Origin of the sequence: uncultured Bradyrhizobium sp. (genome assembly GCF_964252615.1) — a bacterium.
In the GTDB taxonomy this organism is placed as follows: Bacteria; Pseudomonadota; Alphaproteobacteria; order Rhizobiales; family Xanthobacteraceae; genus Bradyrhizobium.
On the sequence record NZ_CAXUNQ010000063.1, the window covers coordinates 1 to 24,232 of the forward strand.

Below are 24,232 nucleotides of genomic sequence, written 5' to 3' on the forward strand. Positions count from 1 at the left end.
GCCGGGCTTGACCTACCATACGCACACATCTCGCCGTCATTGCCGGGCTTGACCCACGGCTGTCCGGTTCGATTTGAGTGGACGTAGCGCATGGCATGGATTCTTCTGTGTTTTGACGTTTTGCCGACAATCGAGACACGGAAAGCAACCCACGCCATGCTGCACCAGAATAGCGTATTGCACAGTTTGTTGAAGCACGTGCCTTGGCATAAGCTTGAATAAGCTGTGCAGAACCACGACGCGGATGCCTTGTCGCGCAAGCTGGACACGAAGCGTCACGCGTATCGGCGAGGAACGATATCTCGTCAGCATGTTCGTGGACATGCGCGGCTCGACCAGGCTCGCCGAGAAGCGGCTGCCATTCGACACCGTCTTTATCGTCAACCGTTTCCTGAGCGCGGTGTCGCAGGCGGTGATCGAATGCGGCGGCCAGCCCAACCAGTTCGTGGGCGACGGACAACTGGCGCTGTTCGGGCTAAGCGCCGATCCGCAAACGGCGTGCCGCCAGGGGCTCCAGGCGGCGGCTGTCATTGCCGCCAACGTCGCCGAACTGAATCATTTTCTTGCGCACGATCTGCGCGAGCCGATCTGCTTCGGCATCGGCATCCACGGCGGCGAGGTAATCATCGGCGACATCGGCTATCGCAACCACATGGTATTCACGGCACTCGGCGATGCGGTCAACGTCGCGGCGCGATTGCAGGACATGACCAAGAGCCTGCGAGGTTATCGTCTCCGACGAGGTGCGCAGGACCGCGGGGTTGCCGGCCGACGCACTGCCTCCCCACGACGTCGAAATCCGCGGACGCGCCGAGCCGATGATGGTGCGCGCCGTCGCCGGCGCCACGCGTCTGTCGGCGCTGGTCGAGGGCTTGAATGTGATCGCCGCGTGACCGGCATCGTCGTCGCGGCAGGCGGCAACCACAGGCGGTGCCTTCGCTGTGCGCGGCGGCGCGCCGTCCGCATTTCAATAAAATTGTAACCACGGATACACTTGCAGCATTCCGCCGCGCCAAATGACCTTGAAACAGCCAAAAAGTGCGGTCCGACCACCGTACACGCCGATTCCCCTTTTCCGGACGTTGTTTTAAGCTATCAAGCTTGGCCCAACCCGCGTATCGTGCGCCCGTCGGATAAGCCGGTTTCCAGGGACCGACCGATCGTGATTGTTTTTAATCCTGCGGAGACGACGTGATGGCTAAAGGTACTGTGAAATGGTTTAACCCGACCAAGGGTTTCGGATTCATCCAGCCCAGCAATGGCGGCAAGGACGTGTTCGTTCATATTTCGGCCGTCGAGAAGGCCGGTCTTTCAACGCTCAATGAAGGACAGACGGTGGAATACGAGGAAGTCGCCAACCGCGGCAAGACCTCGGCTGAACACCTCAAGGTGTAACGCTGACGGAGATCGTGGAAAAACAGGCCCTCGGACGCGACCCCGGGGTTTAGTTTTCCGGAACACCCCTTAGAGATCGAGCACAACGGCAAGAGCGGCATCGCTCTTGCCCGGGTTGCGCATGGGGCAATCAGTCTTCCTTGACCCACTTTTCGACTGGCATGACGTCGGGCAATTCCAGATAGCCACGCGGCCACATGTCCACCACCCACTCGACCCGGCTCGCACGCTCGACGAGTACCGCGGTGTTGTGCGGCGTCTGCAACACCAGCGTATTGCCGCGATAATGCGGGTCGCCCACCGCGTGATACTTGAGCAGGCCCCACTCCTGCAGCACCAACAGCAGGCTGGTGGTGTTGCGGGTGGTGTCCCAGCAATCGTAATTATGCTTGTCGTCGAAATAGCGGAAGTCCGCCTTCGCGACACGCTTGTTGGTGCCGATCACCGGCCCCATGCGACGATCGAACCATACCACCGCCTTTTGCACCGCCGTCCGTTCGGCCGCGGCCGACGACTTGCCGGCCGCGAGAATCTGCGTCAGCGCGCTGCGGTCGGCCGGCGTGAAGTCAAGGATCTCGCGCCGCCGGCAAACGAAGCCGTAGCAAACCGTCATGGATTTCGCCGAAGGCGGATAAATCGACACGGTGCTGTATAACGCTGCGACCGGGGCACTCAATTCGACCGCAACAGCGGGCCGACCGGACAGCAGGACCGTGAAGGCGGCGGTCCACACGAATGCGCGCATGCTGCCTGTCAGATTGCAGACAGGCCGGCCCCATTTATCCACCATTTTCATCGAGTAACCCAGCGCTGGAAACCGGCGGAAACTATCGCAGCGGTTTTGTGATTCCAAGGCCGCCGGCATGGTAAAACACGGGAACTTGAGGGTCTTCATGGAAACATCCATTGCGCAATTCCAGGCGCTCTACGCGCCCGACGACAGCTTCCTTGCCGCTCGCCTTCTCGCGACGCCGCCGCTCAGGCCCGATCAGGACGCGCGGATCGACCGGACGGCGATGCGTTTGGTCGGGGCCATTCGCGCCACCGACGACCGGCTCGGCGGAGTCGAAGACATGCTGCGCGAGTTCGCGCTCTCCACCAAGGAAGGCCTGGCGCTGATGGTGCTGGCCGAGGCACTGCTGCGCGTGCCGGATGCGCGGACCGCCGATCAATTCATCGAGGACAAGCTCGGCCAGGGCGACTTCATGCATCACGAGACGAAGTCCAGCGCCTTCCTGGTCAATGCGTCGGCATGGGCGCTTGGGATGTCCGCGCGCGTCATTCAGCCCGGCGAAACGCCAAACGGTACCATTGGACGCTTAACGAAGCGCATCGGGGTTCCGGCGATCCGCGCCGCCACCCGTCAGGCGATGCGCCTGATGGGCAGCCACTTCGTGCTCGGCGAAACCATCGAGGCCGCCCTCGAACGCGCGCGGCCGCATTCGGCCCGGATTCCGCGTTACTCCTTCGACATGCTCGGTGAAGGCGCGCGTACCGCCGAGGATGCGAAACGCTATTTCAAATCCTACGTCAGTGCGATCGATGCAATCGGCAAAGCCGCCGGTCACCGGGCTTTGCCTGACCGGCCGGGCATTTCGGTAAAGCTGTCGGCGCTGCATCCTCGATTCGAGGCCGTAAGCCGCTCACGCGTAATGGCGGAACTGGTTCCGCAGTTGATCGAGCTTGCGCGTCGGGCAAAATCTTATGATCTGAACTTCACCGTGGATGCCGAGGAGGCCGACCGGCTGGAATTGTCGCTCGACATCATCGCAGCCGCCTTCAGCGAAGCGTCGCTGGCAGGCTGGGACGGATTCGGGCTTGCGATCCAGGCATACCAAAAACGCGCCGAGGCCGTGATCGATTACGTCGATGACCTCGCGCGCGGGATCAACCGGCGCATGATGGTACGCCTCGTGAAGGGCGCCTATTGGGACACCGAAATCAAGCGCGCGCAGGAGCGCGGCCTTGACGGCTACCCCGTATTCACCCGTAAGGCGATGACCGATCTGAACTACATCGCCTGCGCACGGAAACTGCTCGACCTGCGCCCGCGCATCTTCCCGCAATTCGCGACCCACAACGCGCTGACGGTTGCAACCGTTCTGGAACTTGCGGGCGGGGCCGGCGACTTCGAGTTCCAGCGCCTGCACGGCATGGGCGAGACACTCTATGCACAGCTTGGAGAAGATCATCCCGAACTGGCATGGCGAACTTACGCGCCGGTCGGCAGCCACCGCGACCTGTTGGCCTATCTCGTGCGCCGCTTGCTGGAGAACGGCGCCAATTCGTCGTTCGTGGCCGTCGCCGCCGACGACGCCGTTCCGATTGAAACGCTGCTGCGGCGGCCGGCCGAAATCATCGGCGTCGCCGACAACGCACGGCATCCAAAAATTCCCTTGCCCCGCGACCTCTATCAGCCGCAACGCCTAAACTCCCGAGGCATCGAATTTGGCGACCGCGCCGCGCTGAATGCCCTGGTTTCAACCGTTGCAGCGAGCAGCCGGTATCTCGGTGACGTCACGGGTGCTGTTACGGAGACCGCGAGCGATGCGGTCGCGTCGGCGCGCACGGGCTTCAAAAGCTGGGATCGAACGCCCGCGAAAACCCGCGCGCAGATCCTGGAGCGGGCCGCCGATTTGCTGGAGCAGCGAAGCGCGCATTTCATCGCACGGTTGCAGCGTGAGGGCGGCCGGACGCTCGACGATTCGCTGTCGGAAGTCCGCGAGGCGGTGGACTTCTGCCGCTATTACGCCGCGGAGGGCCGCAAGATTTTCGGCGCCGGGCAGGTCATGCCGGGCCCGACCGGCGAGAACAATCTGCTACGGCTGCGCGGCCGCGGTGTCATCATCGCAATCTCGCCTTGGAATTTTCCGCTGGCGATTTTCGTCGGCCAGATCGCTGCGGCATTGATGGCCGGCAATACCGTGGTCGCCAAGCCGGCAGAACAGACCCCGCTGATCGCAGCGGAGGCGGTTCGCCTGCTGCACGAGGCCGGCGTCCCGGCGTCGGCACTGCATCTCGTGCCTGGCGACGGGACCATCGGAGCAGCACTGGTCGAGCATCGCGATATCGCCGGGGTGGTCTTCACCGGCTCCACCAAAGTGGCGCGGTCGATCAACCAAGCCCTCGCCGCAAAGGATGGCCCAATCGTGCCGCTGATCGCGGAAACCGGCGGCATCAATGCCATGATCGTCGATGCTACAGCATTGCCCGAACAGGTCGCCGACGACGTGGTGATGTCGGCATTCCGCTCGGCCGGCCAGCGCTGCTCGGCGCTGCGCCTGCTGTTCATACAGGATGAGGTCGCCGACCGCACGATCGAGGTTATCGTGGGCGCTGCCCGTGAATTGAAGGTCGGCGACCCCAGCGATCCAGCCACACATATCGGCCCGGTGATCGACGCCGAAGCAAGACGGCGGCTGGAGGCGCACATCGCGCGCATGAAGCAAGCATCCCGTCTGCATTTCGCCGGCACCTCACCCGGCGGCAACTACGTCGCTCCTCACATTTTCGAACTGTCCGAAGCCGGCCAACTGACCGGGGAAGTGTTCGGCCCGATCCTGCACGTGGTGCGCTATCGCGCCGACCATTTGGATCGCGTGCTGCAATCGATCGAGCATAGCGGCTACGGGCTGACGCTCGGGATTCATTCGCGGATCGACGATACCATCGACAATGTGATCGAGCGGCTGCAGATCGGCAACGTCTATGTCAACCGCAACATGATCGGCGCCGTCGTCGGGGTGCAGCCGTTCGGCGGTCACGGATTATCGGGCACCGGTCCCAAGGCCGGCGGCCCGCACTACCTCGCCCGGTTCGCGATCGAGCAGACCGTGACCGTCAACACCGCGGCGGCCGGCGGCAACGCAGCGCTGATGGCGGAGAGCGATTGACCGCGGGAATGTGTCGCGCGTCATCCTCCTTCCCCGTTGCATCCTCCGATGACATCGATCAAATGGCGCTGCGGAAAACCAAGAAGTTCGACGGGAGCGATCATGGATAGCGGCATCTTCGAAGGCCTAAGGGTTCTGGACTGCGCGAGCTTCATCGCTGCCCCCGCGGCTGCTACGGTGCTGTCCGATTTCGGCGCCGACGTGATCAAGATCGAGCCGCCCGGATCGGGCGATCCGTACCGGAACTTGCCGAACCTGTCCGGCTATCCCGCCAGCCCGCACAATTACGCGTGGATGCTGGAATCGCGCAACAAGAAGAGCCTGGCCCTCGACCTCGGCAACCCGGAAGGACAACAGGTGCTGCGCCGCCTCGTGGCCGGCGCCGACGTCTTCATCACCAATTTCCCGCCGACGGTGCGGCAGCGGCTCGGCATCACCTATGAAGAGCTTAGCCCTCTTAACGACCGGCTGATCTACGCCTCCTTCACCGGCTACGGTGAAAAGGGGGACGAAGCCAACAAGCCCGGCTTCGACAGCAACGCCTATTGGGCCCGCTCCGGGCTGATGGATCTGGTGCGCGCCGATCTCGACACCACGCCGGCGCGATCCGTCGCCGGCATGGGCGACCACCCCTGCGCAATGGCGTTGTACGGCGCCATCGTCACCGCGCTTTACCGGCGCGAACGCACCGGCAAAGGTTCCCATGTCAGTTCGAACCTGATGGCCAATGGCATCTGGGCCAGTGGCGTACTCGCCCAGGCCAAATTATGCGGCGCGGCATTCCAGGAACGGCGGCCGCGCGAACGGGCATTGAACGCCGTCACAAATCATTACAAATGCCGGGATGGCCGCTGGATCATACTGTCGCTGCTGAATGAGGAACGGCAGTGGCCGACGCTGGCGCGCTGCCTCGGCCACGAGGAATTTGTCACCGACCCGCGGTTTGCGACCAAGTCCGGCCGCCACGCAAGATCGCTCGAACTGATCCGGATATTCGACGAGATTTTTGCCGGCAAAGACCTCGCGGAATGGCGCAAAATCCTCGACGGCAATGGGCTGGTGTTCGGCGTGGTCGGGATATTGGACGATATTCCGGCCGATCGGCAGATGCTGGACAACGACGTACTCGTGCCGTTCGAAGGCGACGGCATGCTGACCGTCAACAGCCCGATCTGGGTCGATGGCGCCCGCAAGAAACAGCCGCGTCATCCCCCCGAGCTCGGCGAGCACAGCGACGAGATTCTTCGCGAGGCGGGGTACGATGATGCGTCGATCAGGCAACTGCGGGTGGCCGGGACCGTTGCGTGAGCCGTCAGCGGCGCAGCCAAACCCAGACGATGGCGAACACGACGAGGCCGGCAATTAACGCAGCACCGATCGCCCATGAGCTGACGCGCAGCGAACTGACGGCTTCCCGCTGCGCCTCGTTCCGGGCAATTGCTTTATCGCGCTGTTTGTTCTCGCTTTCGGAGTCGCTCACTTGATCTGCTCGACGATGACCGGCTCGAACCAATTCATACGCTCAATCCCGGTGGATTTCCAGCGCGGTTCGGTCAAGCACACGCGCGCCGCAGGCCAGCCGACCCCTCGTTGCCCGCTTTGACGTCGGGTCAGCCGCATGCCGCTTTATCCGGTCCGCAAGGCGTCCTTCGAATAACCGGCGATCCGCTTATAGCCTTCGGACAAGGCCAGCAGTTCGTCACGGCTTATTACATCATCGATCACGGCGAACGGCCGGTCCTTGGTGCGCTGAAACACTTCGCGCAGGATTGCGTCCGGCGGATTGGTGCGATTGGTCAGCACGATACGCGTAGTGGCTTCAAGGCGCTGCTTCTGGTAGGACGCAAGCGCCGCAGCTGGATTGTCGTTTGCCTTGAGCGCGACGGTCAATGCACTCGCATCGAGAATAGCCTGCCCTGCTCCATTGGAGCCGCGCGGCACCATCGGATGCGCGGCATCGCCGAGCAAGGTCACCCGTCCGAAACTCCAGCGCGGCAGCGGATCCTGGTCCACCATTGGAAATTCCAGCACGCTGTCGGCGGCGCGGATGAAGGCCGGCACATCGAGCCAGTCGAAATGCCAATCCGCGAACGCCGGAACAAAATCGTCGATCGAACCCGGACGGGTCCAGTCGCGCTTGCGATGCACCGGGGTTTCGATTTCCGCGACCCAATTGATGAGTTGCAATCCGTCGGCATCGGCGTGGCGGATCGGATAGATCACCATCTTGCCATGTGAAAGCCATCCCGCCCGCACCATGCTGGCGCCGGACAATATCGGTTTCCACCGCGTCACGCCGCGCCACATGTTGACGCCGGAATAGCGTGGTTCGCCCTCGTCCGGATAGAACTGCTTACGGATCGCGGAGTGGATGCCGTCGCAGGCGATCACGATGTGGCCGCGCACTGCCGTGTGAGGGGCGCCATTTGGTCCCTCGCAGAAACGCACGCTGACGCCATTGTCATCCTGCTCGACGGCAATGCAGTGATGGTTTCTGATCAGGCGATCGTGGCCGGCGCGCGCCACGAAGGCGTCAAGCAACACCATCTGCAGATCGCCGCGATGAATCGAAAACTGCGGATGATCGTAGCCCGCCGCGCGCCCCAGCGGCTCCTGATAGATCAACTGGCCAAAGCGGTTGAAAAACGTCGCATCCCCGGTCGCGACCGCGGTTTGCGCCAGCGCCCGCTCCAAGCCGAGAGAAGCAAGTTCCTTGGTCGCATGCGGCAGCAGGTTGATGCCGACGCCGATCGGCTTGATTTCCGCGGCGGATTCAAAAATACGGCAGGGAATTCCGGCCGCCTGCAGGGCGAGCCCGAGGGTCAACCCGCCGACGCCGGCTCCGACGATGATGACGTCGTCCATGTTCTCTCCCGGCTCGCTCTGCAGGCAATTGCCGCGATGAAACACGATCAGTGAGACTACTGTCAATCTCGGAGGGCGCCGCTCCGCTTCGCCCTGTTTCAGCGATGCTTGACGAAGCACATCCCCATGCGCGTGGCATTGCCGGCAGGCTGACAGGCAAGTCCCTCCGCGCAGCTCCATGACCTGAAACTTGCATCATTGTCTGCGCGATTGAGCTTCTGCTGATAACAATGCGCGCCCCAGCCATCGGCATATTCCGTGCCGGCGAGTTCGGTACTGCCGCGCAATTGCGGTCGGTCGGAGAATCCGCGGGAGTAATCCGGCATCGCGCCGTTACGCAACGCGGCGAGAATATCGCGGCGGCGTATCTGGTCGCCGAAGAAATGCGGCGAGGCCGGCACGACCGATGAGTTGGAGGGCTTTGCCGCCACCCAATCGACGCCGGGAAAATGAAAGCCGCCGACGCCGCGGGTCTGATGACAACCCGCGCAGGTGATGTCGTTCAGCCTTCGCTCAAAACCCGCCACCGAACGTATGTTTTCGAATGCGGCGCCCTGCTCCCCCGCTTTCTTCAACGCCGCGACGACCTCGCTTTCCCCGAACACCTCGTTGCCATAGCCGTCAGCCTGCACAAAACCAAACGCAGGCTGCAAGTTCGACGGTGAAAATCCAGCCGGAGTCGCGGCGATGGCGCCGGTGGCTAGAAATTTTTCCGGGATCAAAATGGTGCCGCGGTCCAGATCGCCGAAATTTTTGGGCTCAAGTAACCAGGCCCTGAATTCGCGCTTGAGGCCGGCGTCGGCCAGTATCTTGTTACGATCGATCTGGTTCTCCAGCACCGCTTCCTCAAACAGTCTTGTTTGCACGTTATAGCGGAACAGCTTCAACAGATAATCGGTGCGGAAACCGCGGGTCGCCGATTTAGGCGCGTATGCGATCTGAAGATTGGTTTCGATGCGGTCGATATTTTCAGGCTCGATCGGATCCAGCGGCCCGTCCTTCGATGTCAGCCTGGTCGCGAGATCCGCGCCGGTGATCGGCAGGTCGACGGTGGCCAGCCATCGCCGGGCGAGTTCGGAACAAGTAATTGGCGCGCCGCTTGCGTCCAGTCGACGGTCGCCTCTGGCCTTGAGCACAATATTCAAGGTCATCGGCAGCCGCGGCGAAACGGCCCCTTCGCCCGACTCTGCCGGCGTAATGCGCGTCAGTCGATAGATCAGTCTGACCTCGCCGCAGCTTTCCGGCGAAACGTAGGCGCGGTCCATCCGATTGACGATACCGGACAGCACAAAGCGCGTGTCGCGGGAAACCAGCATCGCGCGATCGAACAGCTGAAAGTCGAACGATGGACCGACGCCGATGGTTTCGTTGACGCGATTGGCTTTATGTCGGGCGAGATATCGATCGAACTCGTCGTCGATCGCCTTGCGAACCGGCGCCATCGACGGCAAGGTGAACAAACCGTCGTTGGTCAGAGGCCGGTCGACCGATCCCAAGGGCTCCATCATGCGGCCCAGGCCGAAGCTTCCGCCGTCGAGTTCGCGCAGGACAACGGGATCGGTGATCGCAGTCCCGCGCTCCAGCGCCGCGGTCTGCGCGAAACCCGGCACCAGCAGAACAGTCAAAAGAGAGACGATGAATCGCACGCGTGCCCCTTTTTGTATCGGACGGCGCGGGGAAATTAGCCGAAAAGCGAGCGGGCTGTCGCGCGGAGCTTACTCAAGAAACCGTCATTGCCGGCGCGCGCTCACGCGAGCGAACCCGCAATCCGGAGTTTCGAGCAATTCGCGCCAAGGAACGTCAAGGGCGCCACAGACTGCAATCGTCGTTCAGCGCGCGACGATCAGGCCCCGGCTGGTGACGACCACCCAGCGGCCGTCCTGCTTGCGGATGGCGTCGATGCGGCCGAGACCGGGAATCGGGTCGCCCGCATACACTTCGAACACGCCCTGCCGCCCTTCGATCAGAGCGCTGCCATTGCTGACATCGCGCAGCACCCAGCCTTCGACCGTCGGTAGCCTCGCTACCTCCGGCTTCGGCGGGGGTAATGGCACCGGCGCAGCGTTGGCGGTTTGGACCGACCCGGTGGTTTCCTTCGGCGCAGCAGGGATGGCGGCGGCAACCGGCGCAACCGCTGAGGCGGCAGCCGGCGCGGCGGCCGATGCCGTACGCAGCTTCTCCACGGTATCGCTGAGCCTGGCCAGTTTCGCGGCCGGCTCGGCCTGCCCCTTCTCGACCTTATCGAGGCGATCGCTGGTCTTGCTGATCTGCGAGGCGTTATGTTTGGAGGCTTGCTCGAAACTGGTCCGGAGCGCTGCGACCTCGGTGTCGATGCGCGCGATCGTATCTTCCAGCGCGCGGTTATTTGCCACCTTCGTGCGGTCGCCAGCGACATGCCCAAAACCCGTGGTCGCGAGCGCGCCACCAATGGCGCCGGCCGCCGCCGCGAGAGCGATGATGGCCACGAGCGCGCCTACCCTGCGCCCGCCGAAGATGCCGGGCTTCACGCCTGCGGATTCGGAAGCCGGATCGGCGCCGCCACCATGCCATGCCTGATCGCGCGGCATGATCAGGATCTGGCCGGGCGATTTCGGCGAGTCCGATTTTGCTTCGGTCTTCGCGTCAGTTTCTGACACGTCTTTCGGCGCCTCGGCGTTAACCATCTCGGGCGACGGCTTCTCCGATTCGACGTTTATGGAATCGTTTGCCGTTCCAGGCACGGGTGCGCCCGCTGCCGGGTCCGATGAAGTGGAGGCGGCTGTAGAGCCGCCGACGACGTCGCCGAGGTTATCGCTGATCCGCTCAGGCTCTTGTTCGCTCACGTCCCAATTCTCCAGCAAAGGTTGACCATTTGGTAACTTTTATTGCTTGCGAATTCGTTACTGCGGCCCGAAATACGGATATTTTAGGGTATCCTCCGGCCCGTTTTCGCCTCAGTTTGGAAAATCAGGAAGCAGGCCTCGACTTCAGACCGCGATCCGTCGACGGGATCGACCTGCCTGCGATGACGGCGTCATATCACGACCGGTGCATCCGGCAGTTCGTTCCTGCCGCCGCCGTGTTTCGGAAAATGCTTGATCAGATGCCGGGTCACCGCCTCGATGCCTTTCAGAACGCCGCGCTCGAAATTACCCTTGCCGAACTCGACCTCCATCATAGCGCAGACGGTCTGCCATTCTTCAACGCTAACCACCGCGTCTATGCCGCGATCGGCGAGAATTTCCACGTCGCGGTCCGCCAGCAGGAGATAGATCAGCACGCCGTTATTATGCTCGGTGTCCCAAATGCGTAAATGCGAAAAAACATCCAACGCGCGCGCGCGGGCTTGTTGATTGCGCAGCAGCGGCGCGCCGTCCAGCGCGCCTTCGACGACGAAGCGGATTTGGCCGGCATGGGCCGCCTCGCTGGCCTTGATGGCGCGCTCGATGGCCGCCAAGGACCGTGGCGGAAAAGCTTTGCGGACCCGCGAGCGGTTGGCCAGAAGATGTCTGCCGATGCGCTTGATGCCCATGCCCTACCAACTCCCCGAGGCGCCGCCGCCGCCGAAACTGCCGCCGCCGCCGCTGAAGCCCCCACCGCTCGAACCGGCGCCGGAATATCCGCCACCTCCGCTTATCCAGCCGCCGCCTCTGCCGGCACCGCCAGACGAGGTCATCGCATCGCTGAACATCGTGACGAAGAACGCAATGATGCCGCTGATGACCGACAATGCCAGCGACGCTGCGATAAACCAGAACAAAACGGCGACCAGGCCGCCGGTCGCGAGCGATCCGAACAGCCGGCCCAGTATGCCGCGCAAAATTCCTCCGACCACGATCACCGCGACGATCAGAAACGGATTGAACGGATCGAGTTGGCTGAGAAGGCCGGTATCCTGCCGTGGCTGCGCAGGAACCGGCAAGGGCTCACCATCGACGATGCGGATGATGCGGTCGACACCGGCGGAAATGCCGCCGGCGAAATCGCCGCCGCGGAACTTCGGCGTGATGACCTCGTCGATGATACGCCTTGCGGTGACATCGGTAAGCGCGCCCTCAAGGCCGTAGCCGACCTCGATCCGCAGCTTGCGATCGTCCTTGGCAACGACGAGAATGGCGCCATCGTCGATCTTCTTGCGCCCGATCTTCCAGGTTTCCGCAACACGCAGCGAATATTGCTCGATGGCCTCGGGCTGCGTGGTCGGCACGATCAGCACCGCGAGCTGGCTGCCTTTTCGCGCTTCAAACGCTTTCAGCGTTTGATCGAGCGAAGCGACATCGCTACTGCTCAGCGTCGCGGTCTTGTCAACCACGCGGCCGGTCAGCGGCGGCACCGCGACGTTCGCCATTGCGGCGAACGCCCAGCACAGTATCAGCGCAAGAATGGAGGTTCTTGCAGCGTTCATCGGGAGCCTTTTGCGGTTGCCGAGACTATTTCGCCGGAGCGGGCGTCGCCGGAGCCGGGTTGAAATCGACCTTCGGCGCGGTGGAGATTTCCTTCTCGTTCTCGACCGAAAAGTTCGGTTTCTCCTTGTAACCGAACATCATCGCCGTCAGGTTGTTGGGGAACGAGCGGACCGTAACATTGTAGTCCTGCACCGCCTTGATGTAGCGGTTGCGCGCCACCGTGATGCGGTTCTCGGTGCCTTCAAGTTGCGACATCAGATCGCGGAACAGCGCGTCGGATTTGAGCTGCGGGTAATTTTCAGTGACTACCAGCAATCGCGACAGCGCGCTGGAAAGCTCGCCCTGGGCGGCCTGGAATTTCTGGAACGCGGCGGGATCGTTGAGCACGTCCGGCGTCGCCTGGATGCTGCCGACCTTGGCGCGGGCGTTGGTGACCCCAAGCAGCACGTCTTTTTCCTGCTGCGCAAAGCCCTTCACCGAATTGACCAGGTTGGGCACGAGGTCGGCGCGGCGCTGGTACTGGTTCACGACTTCGGACCAACCGGACTTGACCTGCTCATCCTGGTTCTGGATCGCGTTATATCCGCAATTGGTCAGGCTCAACGTCGCCAGCGCTGCCAGCACCGTCCACAATTTACGCATGAATATCTCCTCCTTATTGGTTGACTGCAGTCTAGCACATAGTCCTTGCAAGCGAAGCAATCCAGAAAGCAACACGCAAGGACTGGAGCTGCGCTTCGCTCGCAATGACGTTGCATCTGCTACTTTCCCGCCGCCTTCGCGTCCCTGATCGCCTGCCAGACTTTTAACGGCGACAGCGGCGTGTTCAGGGTCTTGATGCCAAGATCGCTCAAGGCGTCCATCACCCCGTTGGTGACGCAGGGCGGACCGCCGATGGCGCCGGACTCGCCGCAACCCTTGGCGCCCAGTGGATTGGTGCGGCACGGAGCCGAAGCATCGAGTGTCACCTCGATTGGGGGAATATCATCGGCGCGTGGAATGCAGTAATCCTGATAGCTCGCGGTCAGCAATTGGCCTTCGGAATCGTAGGACACCCCTTCGTATAATGCCTGTCCGATGCCTTGCGCGACACCGCCATGGACCTGTCCGGCCACCAGCATCGGATTCATGGCGACGCCGACATCGTCGACCGTCATGTACTTCACCACGCGCGTTACCCCGGTTTCCGGGTCGATCTCGACCTCGCAGATATGCGTGCCGTTCGGCCAGCTCGGGCCGTCGACTTCGCCTTCGCTATCGACGGTAAGGCGCGCGCCTGTTTGCCTGGCCGCAATCTCGAACAGGCCGACGCGCCGGTCGGTGCCAACCACGGTAAGCCAGCCGCCGTTGTATTCGATATCTTCAACCGACGCTTCCAGCAGGTGCGACGCTTTTTCACGCGCCTTCGCCACCAGATCCTTGCTGGACACCGCAAGCGCGGTGCCGCCGACGAACAACGAGCGCGACCCGACGCTGCCGAAGCCGGTGGCCAGATCGGTGTCGCCCTGCACGATGTCGATCTGTTCTATGGCGACGCCGAGCGACTCCGCCAGCATCTGAGAATAGGTGGTCTGCAGCCCCTGCCCCATCGCCTGGGTGCCGGAATACAGCACGATACGCCCCTCGGCTGTAGCGTGCAGGCTGACCTTTTCTGTGTGTGCGCGCCCGCCGGTCCATTCGATGTAGCTGGTCAGGCCGCGGCCGTAGAGCAGGCCCTTCTTCTTCGCCGCTTTCTTGCGCGCGGCAAAGCCGTCCCAGTCCGAAAGTTTCGAGGCGCGATCCAACACGTGCGCGAACGCACCGCTGTCGTAGATCTGACCGACCGCATTGGTGTAGGGAAGCTGCGCCGGCTTGATGTAATTCACCTTGCGGATGGCGCGAGGGTCCATTCCCATCTGCCGGGCCGCGGCGTCCATCAGGCGCTCGACGATGAACACGCCTTCCGGACGACCCGCGCCGCGATAGGCGCCGACCGGTGCTGTGTTGGTCATCACCGTTTTAGCCTCGTAGTGCACCAGCGGCAAATCGTAGACACCGCTCTGCACGAACGGACCGAGCACCAGCGGGATGATATTGGCAGCGCCGCTCATGTAGGCGCCAGTACCGCCGATCGAGCGAACGCGATAGGCCAGCACGCGGCCGGCGGCATCGAGTGCGAACTCTCCGGTCGATGTGAGATCGCGGCCGTGGGTGCCACCGACGAATTCCTCCGAGCGATCGCCGCGCCAGCGCACCTTGCGCCCGAGTTTTATCGCGGCATAAGCGACCATACCGTCTTCCGGGTAGAGGTTGGTCTTCTGTCCAAAACCGCCGCCGATATCGCCGACGAGAATCCGGACGCTTTCCCTTGGCCGTTTCAGCACCGCTTCGGCCAGGACGTCGCGGCTCGAGCCTGGCGTCTGCGATTGCACATGCAGGATCAGCCGGCCGGACTTGTCGATTTCGGCAATAGTACTGCGCGGTTCCATCGCCGAGGGAACCAGCCGTTGGCTGACCAGATCAAGCGAAACCAGATGCGCGGCCTTGGCGAAGGCGGCTTCCACTGCAGCGGCGTCGCCGTAGCTCATCGCAGCGACGATGTTGTCCGGCGCATCGGGCCAGACCACCGGTGCGCCGGGTTTGATTGCCGCAACGGGATCGACAACGGACGGCAGCACTTCATATTCGATGATGATCGCTTCCGCCGCGGTCTGCGCCGCGACGCGCGATGCCGCCACCACGGCGGCGACCGGCTCACCCGCGAAGCGCACGATCTCGTGCGCAAGAAGACGTCGCGGCGGCACCGTCATCGGCGAGCCGTCCGGCCGCTGGAAAACCGCCAGCGTCGGAAGGGTGCCGATGCCGTCCGCGACCAGATCCGCGCCGCTATAAACGGCCGCAACGCCGGGCATCGCCGCCGCTGCTCCGGTATCGATCGACATGATCTTCGCATGGGCGTGCGGCGAACGCAGCACATGGAGCCACAACGCGCCGTCTGCCGCGCTGTCGTCGATGAACTGCCCCTTTCCGGTCAACAGCCACCGGTCTTCAAGACGTTTGATCGGCTGGCCCGCGCCGAAGCGCATGTCGCGGGGCAGAATGTTCATCAATTTGTCCTTCGATAGAGATGGTCACGCCCGGCCTCGTGCCGGGCACCCACGTCTTCTTGAATGAATTGCGCACCAAGACGTGGATGGCCAGGACGAGCCCGGCCACGACGAGAACTAATAGTGATGCTTTCGTTGTTCAACCCAAATCGCGCAATACCGCCTCAACCACCCCGCGCTCATCTGCGCTGAGCGCGGCCTGCGGTGCAACCGGATCGCCGACGTCGTAACCTTGAACCGCAAGTCCGGCCTTGATGCAGGCGGCGAGATTGTAACGCGCGAACGCCTCGTTGAGGCGCCATAGCCGCCGCTGCAGCGTCATTGCCTCGTCCCAGCGCGCTGCCCTGCAGAGATCGTAAAGCCTGACACTCTGGCGTGGAATGACGCAGGCTGGTCCGGCCATCCAGCCGACGCCGCCGATCAGCATCACCGCGGCGGGAATATGCGCGGAAGCCGAGAATACGTCGAGGCCGCCGCCACAACGGTTCATGATCGAAAGCAAACGGCCGGTGTTGGTGGAAGCATCCTTGATGGCGACGATGCGCGGATGAGCGGCAAGCTTTGCGATGACATCGAGCGTGAGATCGGAGCGCTGAAACTGCGGATTGGTGTAGATCACCACCGGAACATCGACCGCGTCCGCAATTGCCCGAAAATAGGATTCAACGTGCGCGTCGTTAACTGGAAAGTAGGCTTCGAGAATCGCAAGGATGCCGTCGGCGCCGAGTTCCTGGTACAATTTCGCCTGCGCCACGGCGTCCGCTGTGGAGGTGGAGGCCACGCCGGCCACCACAGGCACGCGCCGGTCAGCGGCTTCGACGCTGGTCCGCACCACCGCGGTGCGCTGCTCGCGGCTTAAATAGGCGAACTCGCCGGTCGAGCCAAGCGCCGTCAGCCCATGAACCCCGGCCTTGATGAGATCGTCGCACAGCCGGCCGAGCACGCCGGCGCGGATTTGCCCGGCGGCATCGACAGGCGAAACCAGATAGGGAAAGACGCCGTGGAAATCAGGCATGGATGGGAGGGATCTCAAGTCGGCAGCGCCTCGGCCGTCGCATCGGCGCATTATAGTGTAATGGCGGTTGAGGAGAAAGTCCGCTGGCGGCAGAAGGTAGATGCAGCCCTCAACGCTCCGCTTCGATTGCCAGCGCCCCCGCCGCGCGCAGCGCCGCCATCAGCGCCGCAGTCGCGTCAGCCCTTCGTATCCGCTGTCGTTCATACAACGCGGCCGCCGTTTTGACATCGGCACCGCAATGCGGGCAGACGATTTCGTCGCTGTTGACGTAGCATGAACAGCCACGGCAAAGACCGAGCCGCTGCGGCACTTTCCCTTCCAAAACCGCCGCTGTCGGCCGCTCGCCACGACCTGCATTGCTCCCGGGAGAAATGACCCTGGAGAAAATGCCGGGATCGTCGATCTTCTCGACCACGAGTTCAAACTCACCGACAGCAAACGACTTTTCAGGAGCTTCCTTTATTTTGGCAACGCGTTCGCGAAGCCCCTGCTTCTCCAGCTCCAGCGCCCGGTAATGACAATAAGGATTATTGCCCGCTACGCCGAACAGCGAATGCGCGGTCCATGTGCAGCCGCCTCGGCAGACATCCGCGTAATAGCAGCTCTGACAAAACCCCCACAGTTCCGTTGTCGATCCATTGCGTGTGCGATGCATCACCTCGCTTGATCGCCAGATTTCGTCCAGAGTCAGATCCCGCACGTTTCCTCCGGCATATCCGACGGTTGCCAGCGAGGGACATCCCTTCACCGTCCCATCGGCCTCGAGCGCCAGACCGGTGTGTCCCGCGCTGCATCCCGTCCAGTGCAAGCGCTCGTCGCCCAATCCGCGCCAGAGATGCTCGTAGGGGCCGAAATATCCGACGTTGTTGCCCATGCTGATAAGCAGTCCCCGCGCCGCAGCTTCCTGATAGAGCCCCGCCAGCAGCGGCATCAAGTCAAGCAATTGGTGCGGCTGCAGGAGAAGTTCGGAATTATCGGCCGCATTGCCCATCGCGACGGTAAGCTGCAGCTGCCAATGGCTGACCCCGAGCGCAATAATCGTCTCCATCAGCCCGGGAAGATCGCGCATCGTATCGGCGCCGATCTGGGTATTGACGCTGGCCGCGAGGCCGGCTTCGCGCACGCGCCCGAGCGCGGAGATGGCGCGCTCGAAAGAGCCCGGCAAATTACGAACGGAATCGTGCAACGGAGCGAGGCCGTCGAGTGAAATTCCGATACCGTTCAGACCGGCGGACGCCGCCGCTTCGATGCGCGCCGCGGTCAAATTCCTGGCGCCGGTCTGCACCCCGCAATACATTCCATGCGAGCGGATGGCGCGGATGATTTCAAGCCAGTCGCGGCGGAGATAAGCCTCTCCGCCGATCAAGGTCACTTCCCTGGTGCCAAGGCGCGCGAGCGCTGCGACAACGTCAAGGCATTCAGCAGTTGCAAGCTCGGTCGGCCGCCGCTTTCCCGCGCGGGATCCGCAGTGCCGGCATCTCAGATCACAAGCGAGCGTGACTTCCCAGACCACATGGATCGGTATGTAGTCCCTGAAATCCCTGGCCGTCGGGAATCTCGCCGGAATGTCCGCCTTCATCATTCCCGCTTGGCGATCTCGATCTTCAGGGCCTGCAGCGCCGCGGCGACGTCGCCGTGATTTCGCAGCCACTCCTCGGCCAGACCCGCCGCGGCTTTCATATTGGCAAGCTCGCCCGACAGGACCGCCTGTTGGATCGCAACGCCATAGGGCCGTATTGAACCCGCTCCGGCGTTGTCGGCGCCGCCGGCCGCGACCTTTCGCGGCACCGCTACGGTGCTTTTGGAGCCCGCGGCGACACCGCCGCCTTCGGCCTCGAATCGCGCGATCTCGATCTTCAAAAGCTCCAGCGACGCGCTGACATTGCCGTGGTCGGACATGAATTGTTCCACCTCCGGCACCAGGGCTTTCATCCCGGCGATATCGCCTGCGACAATTGCGTTGCGAATGGCGGCGCCACACGGCGTGCTCTCTGAAAGTTGCGGCTTGGACAACGTACCCTCCTTCACGGCTGAAATGGAGACTTCGTATTGCGCCGCAAGAGCTAATGTGCCCTGGCGCGAACCGGCATCGCAAGGCGGCAATCGCCAAGCGTGTACTCGCGCGACAACTCTGCCTGACGATTGCATACTGTCAAGTAGATAAAGGGAGGTGATGCCGCCGAATACTCCAGCGCGGCTGCATGACGCATTCGAAAATTCAAGCTGGCGCTCCCTAGGGGAATCGAACCCCTGTTTCAGCCTTGAGAGGGCCGCGTCCTAACCGCTAGACGAAGGGAGCGTGGATTAAAGGGAATAGCCTTGAAATTCGTGCGCTGCAAGGCAGCTTCGCATCATCGAAATGATGCCTCGCCTAGGGCTCGCTCGCGAATTTGAGTTTGCCGGCCGGCTTCAGGGTATGTGCGTCGAAGGTACGGATCTCGATTGCGCCGCCTATATCCACGGTGACCGCCAGCCGGTCGCCGGCGGTGCCGGTGGAGACGATGCGGGCGCCTTTCGGCAGCATGGCCGTGATATCCGTGGCAGCGCCACTATCGGCGCTGCGGAAAAGGCGGTAGCCGATAGCAATCAGCACCGCCGCGACCGCCAGCGCCGTGGTAAGGCCCGCGATCAGCATCATCCGCCGTACCCGCGCGAAGAGCACGGTCTGTTCGGAGGTGGGTTCGGGGATCGCGGTTTCGGTCATAGGGTTCTTCTTTGCAACACGGCGCTTCGAAACATGGGCAACGGCTGGAGGTCATCGTCAACGGCGGCGAGGGATCGGTCCGACTCGACCGCGTGCTCGCGGTGCGCCAGCCAGACCTGTCACGATCGCGGCTGAAGGTGCTGATCCTCGCAGGCCAGGTTGCAGTCGGCACCACCCCCATCCGCGACCCCGCTTATCATGTCACCGCCGGTGATACGATCACAATCAACGTGCCGGAAGCCGTCGCCGCTGAGCCCGCCGGCGAGGCTATCGCCCTGGACGTCATCTACGAGGATGATGACATCATCGTCATCAACAAGCCCAGCGGGCTTGTGGTGCATCCCGCCGCCGGACATGAGACCGGCACCCTGGTGAATGCGCTGATCGCCCATTGCGGCGCCAGCCTGTCCGGCATCGGCGGCGTGAAGCGGCCCGGCATCGTGCACCGGCTCGACAAGGACACCACCGGCTTGATGGTGGCGGCGAAAAACGACCGCGCCCACAAGTCGCTGACCGGGCAATTCGCCGACCATGGCCGTACCGGCGCGCTGCGGCGCGGCTATATGGCATTCGCCTGGGGTGCAATGAGCCGCCAGCGCGGCACCGTCGAGGCGCCGATCGACCGCCACCCGCATGCGCGGGAAAAAATGGCCGTGCGCGGCCCCGGGCGCGAGGCCATTACGCATTGGGAGGTGACCGAAACCTTCAATGGCCGCAACGGAAAATCGGTCGCTTCGCTGCTCGCCTGCCGGCTCGAAACCGGCCGCACCCATCAGATCCGGGTGCATCTGGCCCATATCGGCCATCCCCTGATGGGCGACGGCGTCTACGGACCGCATTTCAAGACCAAGGCCAGCGCGCTTGGGCCACAGGCCCGGGCCGCGCTCGCGGCGTTGGGACGGCAGGCCCTGCACGCAGCCCGCCTGACCCTGGAACACCCGGCAACCGGGGAAATTCTTAGCTGGGAAATCGGCTTGCCGGAGGATTTGTTTCTTTTGCAGCACCTGCTGCGGGCGGCGGAATGACGCATGCCTCTGAAAAAGCGATGCCATGCCAACAGGTTATATCAGCCACACGACGACGTGACCCTCGATATCCTTTCACCGAGCCATGAGTTTGGTGTATGCTGCACCTGCGTTGAATATCCAACGCGGAACATCGCAGTGTCACCGGCTTTAACAAAGCGGCGGCCTGCCAGGTCCGCCGCTATCGGGGATCTGAACCACTGGAGGGCGCTACCATGGCCCGTACAGCTACCTTGCCGGTTCTCAACGGAGAATCCGGCCTGTCTCGTTACTTGTCTGAAATCCGCAAATTCCCGATGCTGGAACCGCAGCAGGAATACATGTTCGCCAAGCGCTGGCGCGAACATGACGATCGGGACGCGGCCCACCACCTTGTCACCAGCCATCTCCGGCTCGTGGCCAAGATTGCCATGGGCTACCGCGGCTACGGCTTGCCGATCTCCGAGGTTGTCTCGGAAGGCAATGTCGGCCTGATGCAGGCGGTGAAGCGGTTCGAGCCCGACAAGGGATTTCGCCTCGCGACTTATGCCATGTGGTGGATCAAGGCGTCGATTCAAGAGTATATCCTGCGGTCGTGGTCGCTCGTGAAGATGGGTACCACCGCAAACCAGAAGAAGCTGTTCTTCAACCTGCGCAAGGCCAAGAGCAAGATTTCTGCGCTGGACGAGGGTGACTTGCATCCCGACCAGGTGAAGCTGATTGCCAAGCGGCTCGGCGTCACGGAACAGGACGTGGTCGACATGAACCGCCGACTCGGCGGCGATGCCTCGCTCAACGCGCCGATCCGCGACGACGGCGAGGCCGGCGAATGGCAGGACTGGTTGGTCGATCATGCGCCCACCCAGGAAGCCATCATGGCCGAGCACGAGGAGTTTGACCATCGTCGGCAAGCGCTGACCGGCGCCATCGGCGTGCTCAACCCGCGCGAACGCCGCATCTTCGAGGCGCGGCGGCTGGCGGAATATCCGATGACGCTGGAAGATTTGGCATCGGAATTTGGCGTCTCGCGCGAACGCGTTCGCCAGATCGAAGTCCGCGCCTTCGAGAAGGTGCAGACGGCGGTCAAGCACACCATCGCCCGGCAGGAAGAAGCCACGATGCATGCGCATTGAGCGGCGCACGGCAACGCAAGCACGGCAACGCAACAAGCCGGCGGCAACGCCGGCTTTTTGTTGGGTAAAGCGTCCCCGACTATTCCCTGATCATCCGCGCAAAGCCACCGCGCATAGCGACGCCCCTTTACCGCTCGGACCCTGAAGCAGCCCTTCGGCGCTGATACCGGCAAATGCCGCCGCTATGCCGGCCTGTGCTGGCAGCGGGGCAGCGACGTCACCAGCGATCCCCGTCTTACGTCTTCTTTGCTTTCATCGTCGTCATCTTCACGGCCTTGCTCATGTGCATCGAGCAGCCGGCCATATCCTTCTGCGACATCGACGACTTGGCAGACGTCATCTCCTGCATCGCCATGGTCCTGGTGTCGCCGTCCGCCATCTTCATGACCGCGGCGTCGGCTTTGGCGATGCCGTCATCGGAGCAGGCGGCGGTTTTCGACCGGGCGGCGGCAGGCGCCGCGGTCAAAGCGAGGGCGAGGGCGGCGCAGGCGATCCTGATAATCATGTCAGACCCTTTCGTGAATGACGGCCGTGAATGACGGCGGCATTGTCGGTGGGGGACAGAACGCCGGCTGGCTGCCGCCGTTCCTAGCCACAGGAACGGTCGAACGTTGTGCAGAGTCGTAAAGTCGGCGAGGCGCGTTGGCGCGATACCCACCCATCGGGATTGGAAGAGACCCGGCAAGAGGGTGGGTACGCTTTGCTTGCCCGCTCGCCGCGCGGCGCGTCAGGCACTTCGGCGCAGTTCGGCCATCGCGGCGACGTCCAGCGCCGGCACCAGCGGCGGCGAGGGTTCGGTGCCCGGTTTCCTCGGCGCGTGGTCATACACTGCAAAGCGGTTCTTGCCGTCCTTCTTGGCCTGATACAGCGCATGGTCGGCGGCGGCGATCAGGCGCTCGGAATGCGTACCGATCGTCCGCGTCCATTGCGCGACCCCGATCGAGGCCGCGATCGGTATGTCGGCGCCGGTGCAGCCGGCGGCATCTTCCCGGCATGCCTCCAGCACGCGGCGCGCGATCATGGCGCCCTCGCGCAGGGTGGTCGCCGGCAGCACGATGCAGAACTCGTCGCCGCCGGTGCGCGCCAGCAGATCGCCGGGCCGCAGGCGGGTCTGCGCCATCAAAGTGAAATGCTGCAGGCAAGCGTCGCCGGCGGCGTGGCCGTGACTGTCGTTGATATCCTTGAAGGCGTCGAGATCGATCACCAAGAGGGCGAACGGATCGGAAGTGCGTTGCGCGATCGCGCATTCTTCGCCGAGCCGGCGCAGCAACTGGCGGCGGTTGGCGACGCCGGTGAGATCGTCGAGCAGCGCGAGGTCGGCGACCTCGGCGCGCAGCCGGTCGATCGCCATCAGCACGAAGCCGAAATTCCACGCCATCGACAGGAACACCAGGAGCAGGATCAGCGCCGCCTGGAATTCATTGAATCGCACCATCGAAACTTCGCCGCCGATGTGCAGCACCGCGCCGCCGCCGCGGATGGCGTTGATGGCGAGGATCAGGATGGCAATGATGCCGGCAAGGCGCGCGCCGGGATTGACCCGGCCCTCGCGCCGCGTCAGCAGCAGTTTTAGCGTCATTGCGATCGGAATCGACTGGCCCAGCGAATAGATGAAGATCCGCATCGGCATGTTGTCATCGACGGCGATGAAGAACGACAGGCCGGCAAAGCTCAGGCCGGTCACCAGCGCGGTCAGGCGCCATGACATTTCCTGTCCGTAAAACCGCCTGATGCCGGTGGCGGCAAGGCAGCCCGCCAGGATCAGCAAGGTGCCGCCCGCCAGCAGCGGCAGGATTGAGTCCACGACACCGCGCAGCATCGACACTGCCGCGCCAAAGGCCGCAATGAAGGCCGATGCGGTCCACAAGGGCGCTGCGGCAAAGTTCGGATAGCTGCGCGTGACATAAGCCCAGATCAGGCCCAACGCGGTGAAATTGACCACGAACACCAGCCACAGCGTCGGAACGCTCAACATTGCCGGTTCAGGACAGCCATGTCCCGCCTCCCCTGCTCTCGATCAGCCTGCCCATTGACGATCCCCATCGCTTTGTCGCGCAAGATGCGGCCGCAGCGCTTAACGGTTGGTCACCACGATGCGCGCAATCCTTGGTGTGGTTTTGAATTGATAAACAGCGCGGCAGATTTCCGGCGCGTTAACCGTAACCGACGCGCCTCCGTCATTTCCGACGAAGCGAAGCAAGCAAAGACTGGATCGCTTCGTCGCTGTGCTCCCCGCACTGATGGAAGCCGCGGCAATTCCGTCAAACCCCATTAACAGCTGTGGATAACGCGGTAACCGTCATGCGACATCGCGGGGCATCGCGCCGCGAATCTGTTCGGATCGGTATCCGAGGATGTTGCGAGGAGGGCCCTCCGCCGAGCAAGCCTCGAAGTCGCGTTTCCATCCATCAACCGTAAGAGGATGCCATGGCTAAGAAAGCGAAGAAGAAGACGGCGAAGAAGGCCAAGAAAGCGAAGAAAGCCAAGAAGAAGTAGTTTGGGAAGGCTCGAGCGGAGCCCTCGCGCTCCGCTCGGGCAACTCCATTCGAAACAAAAACGGCGGGCCTGATGCCCGCCGTTTTGATTTGGTGGCCGCTCCTCCGTCATCGCCCGGCTTGACCCTACCGGATTCACACGTCGCGTCATACGCGGGTCAAGCCCGGCCATCCACGTCTGTGCTCCACATCGGAAGGAAGACGTGGATGCCCGGCCTTGTGCCACGGCTGTCCGGTTCGATTTAAGTGGACGTAGC

21 protein-coding genes, 1 tRNA gene and 1 pseudogene are annotated in these 24,232 nt (G+C 62.8%); 6 read left to right on the forward strand and 17 right to left on the reverse strand.

What is annotated here, in order from left to right; all coding sequences use genetic code 11:
• Positions 1–280: 280 nt before the first annotated feature.
• Positions 281–893: pseudogene (locus tag ACFE72_RS21690) on the forward strand (adenylate/guanylate cyclase domain-containing protein); the annotation flags it as partial.
• A 301-nt stretch (positions 894–1,194) separates the two neighbouring features.
• Complete coding sequence (locus ACFE72_RS21695) at positions 1,195–1,395, forward strand: cold-shock protein (RefSeq protein WP_327566300.1); 201 nt, start codon at positions 1,195–1,197, stop codon at positions 1,393–1,395.
• 130 nt (positions 1,396–1,525) lie between these two features.
• On the opposite strand, the gene ACFE72_RS21700 is transcribed toward ACFE72_RS21695, so the two are convergent.
• A complete protein-coding gene (locus ACFE72_RS21700) occupies positions 1,526–2,140 on the reverse strand; it encodes a hypothetical protein (RefSeq protein ID WP_375415187.1) in 615 nt (204 codons plus the stop codon).
• A 148-nt stretch (positions 2,141–2,288) separates the two neighbouring features.
• Here ACFE72_RS21700 and putA point away from each other — a divergent pair, with 148 nt between their 5' ends.
• Positions 2,289–5,288: a bifunctional proline dehydrogenase/L-glutamate gamma-semialdehyde dehydrogenase PutA gene (gene putA / locus ACFE72_RS21705; RefSeq protein ID WP_375415188.1), complete on the forward strand. Its 3,000-nt coding sequence runs from the start codon at positions 2,289–2,291 to the stop codon at positions 5,286–5,288.
• Between the two features lie 102 nt (positions 5,289–5,390).
• Positions 5,391–6,596, forward strand: a complete 1,206-nt coding sequence (locus tag ACFE72_RS21710) for a CaiB/BaiF CoA transferase family protein (RefSeq protein WP_375415189.1) — start codon at positions 5,391–5,393, stop codon at positions 6,594–6,596.
• A 4-nt stretch (positions 6,597–6,600) separates the two neighbouring features.
• On the opposite strand, the gene ACFE72_RS21715 is transcribed toward ACFE72_RS21710, so the two are convergent.
• From ACFE72_RS21715 to ACFE72_RS21780, 14 genes are all read right to left on the reverse strand, one after another.
• Positions 6,601–6,768: a hypothetical protein gene (locus ACFE72_RS21715; RefSeq protein ID WP_375415190.1), complete on the reverse strand. Its 168-nt coding sequence runs from the start codon at positions 6,766–6,768 to the stop codon at positions 6,601–6,603.
• A complete protein-coding gene (locus tag ACFE72_RS21720; protein WP_375415191.1) occupies positions 6,765–6,908 on the reverse strand; it encodes a hypothetical protein in 144 nt (47 codons plus the stop codon). The genes ACFE72_RS21715 and ACFE72_RS21720 overlap by 4 nt, the downstream gene beginning before the upstream one ends.
• Before the next feature lie 6 nt (positions 6,909–6,914).
• Positions 6,915–8,219 carry a flavin-dependent oxidoreductase gene (locus ACFE72_RS21725; protein ID WP_375415192.1) on the reverse strand — a complete coding sequence of 435 codons (1,305 nt, stop codon included), beginning with the start codon at positions 8,217–8,219 and terminating at the stop codon, positions 6,915–6,917.
• A gap of 32 nt (positions 8,220–8,251) precedes the next feature.
• Positions 8,252–9,799: a hypothetical protein gene (locus tag ACFE72_RS21730; RefSeq protein WP_375415193.1), complete on the reverse strand. Its 1,548-nt coding sequence runs from the start codon at positions 9,797–9,799 to the stop codon at positions 8,252–8,254.
• Positions 9,800–9,982: 183 nt separating this feature from the next.
• A complete protein-coding gene (locus ACFE72_RS21735) occupies positions 9,983–10,975 on the reverse strand; it encodes a hypothetical protein (protein WP_375415194.1) in 993 nt (330 codons plus the stop codon).
• Positions 10,976–11,166: 191 nt separating this feature from the next.
• Complete coding sequence (locus tag ACFE72_RS21740; RefSeq protein WP_375415195.1) at positions 11,167–11,664, reverse strand: TPM domain-containing protein; 498 nt, start codon at positions 11,662–11,664, stop codon at positions 11,167–11,169.
• Positions 11,665–11,667: 3 nt separating this feature from the next.
• Positions 11,668–12,537 (reverse strand): TPM domain-containing protein, encoded by an 870-nt coding sequence (locus ACFE72_RS21745; protein WP_375415196.1) that lies wholly within the window; start codon positions 12,535–12,537, stop codon positions 11,668–11,670.
• A gap of 25 nt (positions 12,538–12,562) precedes the next feature.
• Positions 12,563–13,180 carry a LemA family protein gene (locus tag ACFE72_RS21750; protein WP_375415197.1) on the reverse strand — a complete coding sequence of 206 codons (618 nt, stop codon included), beginning with the start codon at positions 13,178–13,180 and terminating at the stop codon, positions 12,563–12,565.
• A 119-nt stretch (positions 13,181–13,299) separates the two neighbouring features.
• Positions 13,300–15,624, reverse strand: coding sequence for a xanthine dehydrogenase family protein molybdopterin-binding subunit (locus ACFE72_RS21755; protein WP_375415198.1), 2,325 nt, complete (start codon positions 15,622–15,624; stop codon positions 13,300–13,302).
• A 139-nt stretch (positions 15,625–15,763) separates the two neighbouring features.
• Positions 15,764–16,639, reverse strand: coding sequence for a dihydrodipicolinate synthase family protein (locus ACFE72_RS21760; protein WP_375415199.1), 876 nt, complete (start codon positions 16,637–16,639; stop codon positions 15,764–15,766).
• Positions 16,640–16,748: 109 nt separating this feature from the next.
• Entirely contained in the window at positions 16,749–18,221 is a 1,473-nt protein-coding gene (locus tag ACFE72_RS21765; protein ID WP_375415200.1) for a GDL motif peptide-associated radical SAM/SPASM maturase, read from the reverse strand.
• A complete protein-coding gene (locus ACFE72_RS21770; protein ID WP_375415201.1) occupies positions 18,218–18,652 on the reverse strand; it encodes a DUF1843 domain-containing protein in 435 nt (144 codons plus the stop codon). Before ACFE72_RS21770 ends, ACFE72_RS21765 begins: the two co-directional genes overlap by 4 nt.
• 211 nt (positions 18,653–18,863) lie before the next feature.
• A tRNA-Glu gene (locus ACFE72_RS21775) sits at positions 18,864–18,938 on the reverse strand.
• Between the two features lie 72 nt (positions 18,939–19,010).
• On the reverse strand, positions 19,011–19,343 hold the full coding sequence (locus tag ACFE72_RS21780; protein ID WP_375415202.1) for a hypothetical protein: 333 nt from the start codon (positions 19,341–19,343) through the stop codon (positions 19,011–19,013).
• An 11-nt stretch (positions 19,344–19,354) separates the two neighbouring features.
• Here ACFE72_RS21780 and ACFE72_RS21785 point away from each other — a divergent pair, with 11 nt between their 5' ends.
• Positions 19,355–20,368: an RluA family pseudouridine synthase gene (locus tag ACFE72_RS21785; protein ID WP_375415203.1), complete on the forward strand. Its 1,014-nt coding sequence runs from the start codon at positions 19,355–19,357 to the stop codon at positions 20,366–20,368.
• A gap of 215 nt (positions 20,369–20,583) precedes the next feature.
• Entirely contained in the window at positions 20,584–21,480 is an 897-nt protein-coding gene (gene rpoH / locus ACFE72_RS21790) for an RNA polymerase sigma factor RpoH (RefSeq protein ID WP_375415204.1), read from the forward strand.
• A 235-nt stretch (positions 21,481–21,715) separates the two neighbouring features.
• Here the strand turns inward: rpoH and ACFE72_RS21795 are convergent, their stop codons facing one another.
• Both ACFE72_RS21795 and ACFE72_RS21800 read right to left on the reverse strand, forming a co-directional pair.
• A complete protein-coding gene (locus ACFE72_RS21795) occupies positions 21,716–21,985 on the reverse strand; it encodes a hypothetical protein (RefSeq protein WP_375415205.1) in 270 nt (89 codons plus the stop codon).
• 222 nt (positions 21,986–22,207) lie between these two features.
• Complete coding sequence (locus tag ACFE72_RS21800) at positions 22,208–23,455, reverse strand: GGDEF domain-containing protein (protein ID WP_375415206.1); 1,248 nt, start codon at positions 23,453–23,455, stop codon at positions 22,208–22,210.
• Positions 23,456–24,232 lie beyond the last annotated feature (777 nt).

What these genes read in the sequence shown, in the direction of transcription:
- ACFE72_RS21695 (WP_327566300.1), top strand. Translation starts at nt 1,195, where the DNA reads ATGGCTAAAGGTACTGTGAAATGGTTTAACCCGACCAAGGGTTTCGGA.
- ACFE72_RS21700 (WP_375415187.1), bottom strand. Translation starts at nt 2,140, where the DNA reads ATGCGCGCATTCGTGTGGACCGCCGCCTTCACGGTCCTGCTGTCCGGT.
- putA (WP_375415188.1), top strand. Translation starts at nt 2,289, where the DNA reads ATGGAAACATCCATTGCGCAATTCCAGGCGCTCTACGCGCCCGACGAC.
- ACFE72_RS21710 (WP_375415189.1), top strand. Translation starts at nt 5,391, where the DNA reads ATGGATAGCGGCATCTTCGAAGGCCTAAGGGTTCTGGACTGCGCGAGC.
- ACFE72_RS21720 (WP_375415191.1), bottom strand. Translation starts at nt 6,908, where the DNA reads ATGCGGCTGACCCGACGTCAAAGCGGGCAACGAGGGGTCGGCTGGCCT.
- ACFE72_RS21740 (WP_375415195.1), bottom strand. Translation starts at nt 11,664, where the DNA reads ATGGGCATCAAGCGCATCGGCAGACATCTTCTGGCCAACCGCTCGCGG.
- ACFE72_RS21745 (WP_375415196.1), bottom strand. Translation starts at nt 12,537, where the DNA reads ATGAACGCTGCAAGAACCTCCATTCTTGCGCTGATACTGTGCTGGGCG.
- ACFE72_RS21750 (WP_375415197.1), bottom strand. Translation starts at nt 13,180, where the DNA reads ATGCGTAAATTGTGGACGGTGCTGGCAGCGCTGGCGACGTTGAGCCTG.
- ACFE72_RS21755 (WP_375415198.1), bottom strand. Translation starts at nt 15,624, where the DNA reads ATGAACATTCTGCCCCGCGACATGCGCTTCGGCGCGGGCCAGCCGATC.
- ACFE72_RS21760 (WP_375415199.1), bottom strand. Translation starts at nt 16,639, where the DNA reads ATGCCTGATTTCCACGGCGTCTTTCCCTATCTGGTTTCGCCTGTCGAT.
- ACFE72_RS21765 (WP_375415200.1), bottom strand. Translation starts at nt 18,221, where the DNA reads ATGATGAAGGCGGACATTCCGGCGAGATTCCCGACGGCCAGGGATTTC.
- ACFE72_RS21780 (WP_375415202.1), bottom strand. Translation starts at nt 19,343, where the DNA reads ATGACCGAAACCGCGATCCCCGAACCCACCTCCGAACAGACCGTGCTC.
- rpoH (WP_375415204.1), top strand. Translation starts at nt 20,584, where the DNA reads ATGGCCCGTACAGCTACCTTGCCGGTTCTCAACGGAGAATCCGGCCTG.
- ACFE72_RS21795 (WP_375415205.1), bottom strand. Translation starts at nt 21,985, where the DNA reads ATGATTATCAGGATCGCCTGCGCCGCCCTCGCCCTCGCTTTGACCGCG.
- ACFE72_RS21800 (WP_375415206.1), bottom strand. Translation starts at nt 23,455, where the DNA reads ATGTTGAGCGTTCCGACGCTGTGGCTGGTGTTCGTGGTCAATTTCACC.